General features: G+C 44.7%; 4 protein-coding genes and 1 pseudogene. 2 read left to right on the top strand and 3 right to left on the bottom strand.

The genetic code is table 11. The features are described 5' to 3' along the window. Positions 1-77 precede the first annotated feature (77 nt). From Q4A91_RS03155 to Q4A91_RS03145, 3 genes and pseudogenes are all read right to left on the bottom strand, one after another. Complete coding sequence (locus tag Q4A91_RS03155; protein WP_173259629.1) at positions 78-767, bottom strand: gamma-glutamyl-gamma-aminobutyrate hydrolase family protein; 690 nt, start codon at positions 765-767, stop codon at positions 78-80. Between the two features lie 139 nt (positions 768-906). Next, positions 907-2,673 carry an ABC transporter ATP-binding protein gene (locus tag Q4A91_RS03150; protein ID WP_303206803.1) on the bottom strand — a complete coding sequence of 589 codons (1,767 nt, stop codon included), beginning with the start codon at positions 2,671-2,673 and terminating at the stop codon, positions 907-909. 1 nt (position 2,674) lies between these two features. Continuing rightward, positions 2,675-4,382, bottom strand: a pseudogene (locus Q4A91_RS03145) (ABC transporter ATP-binding protein). A 206-nt stretch (positions 4,383-4,588) separates the two neighbouring features. Here Q4A91_RS03145 and Q4A91_RS03140 point away from each other — a divergent pair. Both Q4A91_RS03140 and galU read left to right on the top strand, forming a co-directional pair. Then, positions 4,589-5,605: an NAD(P)H-dependent glycerol-3-phosphate dehydrogenase gene (locus Q4A91_RS03140; RefSeq protein ID WP_033629218.1), complete on the top strand. Its 1,017-nt coding sequence runs from the start codon at positions 4,589-4,591 to the stop codon at positions 5,603-5,605. A gap of 21 nt (positions 5,606-5,626) precedes the next feature. After that, positions 5,627-6,526: a UTP--glucose-1-phosphate uridylyltransferase GalU gene (gene galU / locus Q4A91_RS03135; protein WP_000811029.1), complete on the top strand. Its 900-nt coding sequence runs from the start codon at positions 5,627-5,629 to the stop codon at positions 6,524-6,526. Positions 6,527-6,545: the final 19 nt, after the last annotated feature.

The raw sequence follows: 6,545 nt of genomic DNA, 5'->3' as shown, positions 1-6,545 counted from the left end.
TGGTTTATTTGTCTCGCACCTTGCGGAGCGAGACGGACTAATAGTCACATAATAAAAACGGCTAGAGACTCTAACCGTTACAATTCATTTAATAAATACTCAAATAATTCTAAATTGCCATCTTCTTCATTGACCAGGAACTCTGGGTGCCACTGCAAACCGATAATGCGATGCTCATCGATAGACTCAATCGCTTCGATGGTCTGATCTCGAGGATCCACCGCTGTCACACGGAAATTAGGTGCCAGATCTTTGATACTTTGACGATGGACTGAGTTGACCTGACTTTCTTTGCCAAACAACTTAGCCACCACACTTCCTTCTACTGTCTCAATAGAATGAGATGTTCCAAAAGGCAAGCCTTGCCAGTGACCTTCAATTTCTTGGTGGAGAGTGCCGCCAAAAGCAACATTGACCAGCTGAACCCCACGGCAGATTGCCATAATTGGTTTATTCTGACGGAGCGCTTCTTTCAAGAGAGCTAGTTCAAACTCATCGCGTACAAGGTTGTAATCATCACTCTCAATGGTCTTTTTCTCTCCATAAAACTGAGGATGGACATTTTGCCCACCTGTCAAGATGAGTTTGTCAATCATTTCCACATAATCGCGAACAATGGACTCATCCCCTACAGGAATTACTAAAGGAAGACCACCGACTTGACGAATGCTCTCTGCAAATTTACAGGATACAGATGAGTGGATGTTTTTCCCTTCTGCATCTACAGGACATAGATTTGCAGCAACTCCTACAACCGTTCTAGCCATGATGTGTCTCCTTTCGATTTTCTTGCGACAGTCTTATCTTATCACTTCAACCCTTTCCTGTCTAATATGTTTTTTTAAAGACCGTGATAAGTATTTTTTATGGATAAGAAAAAGCTGCCCAATAAGGACAACTTCTTTTTTATTCGAAGACAAATTGATTGTGATACAGTTCTGAGTAGAAACCGCCAAGTTTGAGCAACTCGTGATGATTTCCACGTTCAATAACCTCTCCATCTTTGAGGACAATAATCTGATCGGCATTGAGGATGGTTTTGAGACGATGGGCAATAACAAAACTGGTTCGTCCTGCTACAACGGCCTCCATGGCATGTTGAATCTTGCTTTCTGTTACAGTATCCACATTGGAAGTCGCTTCATCTAAGATTAGGACTTGGGGATCTGTCATCAAGGTTCGGGCGATGGAAATCAATTGTTTCTGACCAGTTGAGAAGATGTTTTGCTCATCATCAATAAGGGTATCATACTTGTCAGGCAAGCTTTCAATGTAGTCATGAATATGAGTTGCCTTGGCAGCTGCTTCGACCATTTCCTGACTGGCATCTGGCACACCAAAGCGGATATTGTCCCGGATCGTTCCACTAAACAAGACCGAATCCTGCAAGACAATCCCGACCTTGCTCCGCAGGCTGTCCAAGTCGTAGTCACGAATGTCTTTGCCATCAAAAGAAATGCTACCTGCATCCACATCGTAGAAACGATTGATGAGGTTCATGATGGTTGTTTTCCCCGAACCAGTCGGACCGACAACTGCTATCATCTGCCCCTTAGGAGCTGAAATGCTGACATCTTTTAAAATCGGCTTGTCTGGCACATAAGAGAAATCAATGTGACTGATTTCAACACCTTCTCGCAATTCCGTAAAGGCAGGTGCATTTCGCGGACGAATCTCTTCTTCTGCATCGAACATTTCTTGGATACGATCCGCTCCAGTAAAGGCCAACTGGAGGTTCCCCCAACTCGCAGCCACCTGGATAATTGGCTGGTAGTACTGCTGAGAAAATTGGGTAAACATGACAATCAAACCTAGGGCCGTCGTTGTTTCGATACTTGGATCGTTCAGCAGGACCGCAGAACCTGCAAAAATAACGATGGCCGTATTGACCAAGCTCATCCCATTCATAACCGGAAAGAGGATGCCTGAGAACATTCTCCCTTTAAAGGTTGCCTTGCGCACACGCTCATTTTGCTCCACAAAGCCTGCTACGATGTCATCTTGAATTCCTTGTACGATAACAGCTTTCTGTCCAGAAATACTCTCGTCCATGTAGGCGTTGAGTTTCCCAACCTCTTTTTGCTGGAGATTGGTGTACTTGCGGGCCATCTTCACGATGAAAACCAACATGAGAAAGGCCACTGGGGTGCTGGCTACTGTTATCAGGGCTAGCGTCACATTTCTTGAAAACATGACAAAAATCAAACCGATGTAAAGAGCAATATTACTCATGACCTGAACTAGGCTTTCGTTGAAGGCTTGAAGGATGTTATCCAAGTCACTCGTAAAGCGAGAGAGGATGTCACCATCCTGATGGTGGTCAAAGAAAGAAACCGTTAAACGAGAAAGTTTTCCAAAAAGGCCCTTACGCATCTCATTTGTTGACTCAGCAATCACACGAGTCATCAAGGTCATGTAAATCAAACTGGATACCACTAAGGCGAGGACAACCAGAGCTAGATTCAGCATCAGAGCTGATAAACTCTGCCAGGCTAGTTCGGAAGTTCCATTTTGATAAGCTAGAACTAGGTTAGCTAGCTCTGTTACTGCTTGACCTGAAAAAACTGGAAAGAGGGCTTGGGCAATCGTCGCAACTGCGACCATCAGAATCACAATGACAAAGGAGAACTTGTAAACTTTAAAATAATTCCAGAAAAATCGTACTATTTTCATTTTATTCCTCCTTCCCCTTTTGTGTTTCGTAGATTTCGCGGTAGATGGCGTTGTTAGCTACCAAATCTGCATGCCGTCCTTCTCCAATCAAGCGCCCTTGATCCAAGACCAAAATCTTGTCCGCATGGACGACTGAACTGATCTTTTGAGCGATGATAATGGTTGTTGTCCCTTTCAGATCTTTATTCAAAGCTTCCTGCACGAGTCTTTCTGACTTGGCATCCAAGGCTGAAGTCGAATCGTCAAAAATCAGGATACGGGGATTGCTGACAATCCCACGGGCAATGGACATCCGTTGCTTTTGTCCACCAGAAAAGTTGGTGCCTCGTTCTTCGACCTGACTCTCAAATTTATTTTCCATACGTCCGATAAATTCACTGGCTTGGGCAATCCGTGCTGCACGTTCCATTTCTGACACACTGGCATTGCCTTTCCCTTGACGAAGATTATCTGCAATGGTTCCGCTAAAGAGAATAGCACGTTGCAAGACAATGGAAACTGTTTTACGTAAGGTTCCCTCGCTGACGTGTCGAATATCCTTGCCACCAATCTTGATAGATCCCTCCTGTGGATCAAAAAGTCGTGGAATTAACTGAGCTAGAGTGGACTTCCCTGCTCCAGTCGCCCCAACCACACCGACCATCTGACCAGGCGCAATTTCAAAGGTTACATTCCTCAGCATAGGCTCATCATCATTAGGATAGGTGAAAGTCACATTTTCAAAAGAGAGACTTCCTTCTAACTCTTCATCTGGGGGATCTTTAAAGGTCATCGCTGGCTCGGTATCTAGAATCTCGCGGATACGACGCAAGGAAATCATGGCACGACTGACAGAATTTCCTAAAAATCCAACCATGACAATGGTAAAGATAATCTGGCTGATATAGTTGATAAAGGAAGCAATAGAGCCCACAACAGATGGATCTGACTGAGCCATGCCTGCCACCAACCAGATAGAGAGGAAGACCGCTCCATAGCCGACTAGCATCATAACAGGTTCTATAACTGAGAAGGCATAACCGATATAAAGATTTTGGCCGAGAAGTTCATCTGAGACTTCGGTAAATTTGTCAAATTGTGCTTTTTCTTGTACAAAGGATTTGACCACGCGCACACCACGTAGATTTTCCTTAGCGATAGCATTGATCCGTTCAAGAAGGGTTTGAAACTTAGCAAATCGTGGTCCCATCATTCCCATCATGATGGCAGTTAGTGCAAAGATTAGGAGCACCATGAGGACAATCACCCACCAAAGTGACGGAAGAGTGTGAACCGCCAAGATAAAGGAACCGATAAAGAGAAGAGGGAGACGGAAAAGAATTTGAAAATCCATCATCACCACGTTCTGAATTTGGTTAATATCATTGGTCATACGGACGACAAGGTTGCCGGCATTAAACTGCTCGATATTGGCATAAGAAAAAGTCTGGATCTTGCGAAAAGCGTCTTCCCGAAGATCCGAAGACACTCCTTGAGCAATGTAGGCTGCAAGTGTCACATTGACCCCACCCGCAACCAGACCGACTAGGGCTACTTCCTATCAGCCAAGCGCCAATACTATAAATAGCCTCATTTTGACCGGCCAACAATGCCTCTAACACCTCTTGCAAATAGCGCGGTTGCAAGAGCGAGCTCGCAACCATCAAGCCTGTCATCATTAGGGATGCCAAGGCCTGCCATTTATAGGTTTTTATTTTTTTAATGAGCATATTTCCTCCTAATAAAATAGATAAAGGGAGCGACATCCTGCGTCAGCTCCTTCTCATTCGTTCATATTGATGCTATTCTAGCAAAAAAGAGGCATCTTGTCAAAGAAGTCTCCTTATTATAAATTAGTGCGCTTTCATCTACAGGTGATGCATGAAAAGGCTTTTTATGGTAAAATGAAAGGAAGAACTCTTACAAGGAGGAAAAGATGAAGAAACAAACCATCGCTGTCTTGGGTCCTGGTTCTTGGGGAACTGCCCTTTCGCAGGTCCTAAACGACAATGGACACGAGGTTCGAATTTGGGGAAATATTTCTGACCAAATTGATGAAATCAATAACCAACATACAAACAAACGCTATTTCAAAGATATCCTACTCGACGAAAAAATCAAAGCCTATCATGATTTAGAAGAAACACTAAAGGATGTGGATGCTGTTTTATTTGTAGTCCCAACAAAAGTAACGAGACTGGTTGCCCAACAAGTAGCAAAGGTGCTCGATCACAAGGTTGTCATCATGCATGCCTCCAAAGGATTGGAACCAGATAGCCACAAACGCCTATCGACTATTCTTGAAGAGGAAATTCCAGCTGACCTTCGTAGTGAAGTCGTCGTTGTTTCAGGACCTAGCCACGCTGAGGAAACGATTGTGCGGGATATTACCTTGATCACTGCAGCCTCTAAAGACCTCGAAACTGCCCAGTACGTCCAAAATCTCTTTAGCAATCACTACTTCCGTCTCTATACTAATACGGATGTTGTCGGGGTTGAAACCGCTGGTGCTCTCAAAAACATCATCGCAGTTGGCGCTGGGGCACTACATGGACTAGGCTTTGGCGACAATGCCAAGGCGGCTATCATTGCCCGTGGCTTAGCTGAAATCACCCGTCTAGGGGTCGCTCTTGGAGCTAACCCTCTGACTTATAGCGGCCTTTCTGGAGTTGGGGATTTGATCGTAACGGGGACATCTGTCCACTCTCGTAACTGGAGGGCCGGTGATGCTCTCGGTCGTGGAGAATCCCTCGCAGACATCGAAGCAAACATGGGTATGGTCATCGAAGGTATTTCAACAACTCGAGCAGCTTACGAGCTGGCTCAGGAATTGGGTGTCTACATGCCAATCACACAGGCTATTTACCGAGTTATCTACGAAGGTGTCAATATCAAAGAAGCAATCACTGACATCATGAGCAATGAATTTAAAGCAGAAAACGAATGGTCGTAGACCCTTATAGAAAGGAACATCATGAAACAAAAAGTCAGAAAAGCAGTCATCCCAGCCGCTGGATTGGGAACTCGCTTCCTCCCAGCAACTAAGGCCTTGGCCAAGGAAATGTTGCCAATCGTAGACAAGCCAACTATCCAGTTTATCGTTGAAGAAGCCCTCAAGTCTGGAATCGAAGATATCTTGGTTGTTACAGGTAAGTCAAAACGTTCCATCGAGGACCATTTTGATTCAAACTTCGAATTGGAATACAACCTTAAAGAAAAAGGAAAAACAGATCTTTTGAAGCTGGTTGATGAAACAACTGGCATGCGTCTGCATTTTATCCGCCAAACGCATCCACGTGGTCTCGGCGATGCTGTTTTACAAGCCAAGGCTTTCGTTGGAAACGAACCTTTTGTCGTTATGCTTGGTGATGACTTGATGGATATCACGAACGAAAAGGCTGTTCCACTTACCAAACAACTCATGGATGACTACGAGCGTACCCACGCCTCTACTATCGCTGTCATGCCAGTCCCACACGACGAAGTATCTGCTTATGGGGTTATTGCTCCGCAAGGCGAAGGAAAAGACGGTCTTTACAGTGTTGAAACCTTCGTTGAAAAACCTGCACCAGAGGATGCTCCTAGCGACCTTGCTATCATCGGACGCTACCTCCTCACACCTGAAATTTTCCAAATCCTCGAAAACCAAGCTCCAGGTGCAGGAAATGAAATTCAGCTGACAGATGCAATCGATACCCTCAATAAAACACAACGTGTGTTTGCTCGTGAGTTCAAAGGGGCTCGTTACGATGTTGGAGACAAGTTTGGCTTTATGAAAACTTCCATCGACTACGCTCTCAAACACCCACAGGTCAAAGACGACTTGAAAGACTACCTCATCCAACTTGGGAAAGAGTTAGCTGGGGGAGAATAAAAGAACCGTTCATATAAAA

Origin of the sequence: Streptococcus sp. (assembly GCF_030528045.1) — a bacterium.
Lineage (GTDB): Bacteria > Bacillota > Bacilli > Lactobacillales > Streptococcaceae > Streptococcus.
The sequence above is the reverse complement of the archived record's forward strand: the minus strand, read 5'-3'. Positions and strand labels throughout refer to the sequence as shown.

Excerpts from the sequence above, each read along its gene's own strand:
- Q4A91_RS03155 (WP_173259629.1), bottom strand. The coding sequence starts at position 767 with ATGGCTAGAACGGTTGTAGGAGTTGCTGCAAATCTATGTCCTGTAGAT.
- Q4A91_RS03150 (WP_303206803.1), bottom strand. The coding sequence starts at position 2,673 with ATGAAAATAGTACGATTTTTCTGGAATTATTTTAAAGTTTACAAGTTC.
- Q4A91_RS03140 (WP_033629218.1), top strand. The coding sequence starts at position 4,589 with ATGAAGAAACAAACCATCGCTGTCTTGGGTCCTGGTTCTTGGGGAACT.
- galU (WP_000811029.1), top strand. The coding sequence starts at position 5,627 with ATGAAACAAAAAGTCAGAAAAGCAGTCATCCCAGCCGCTGGATTGGGA.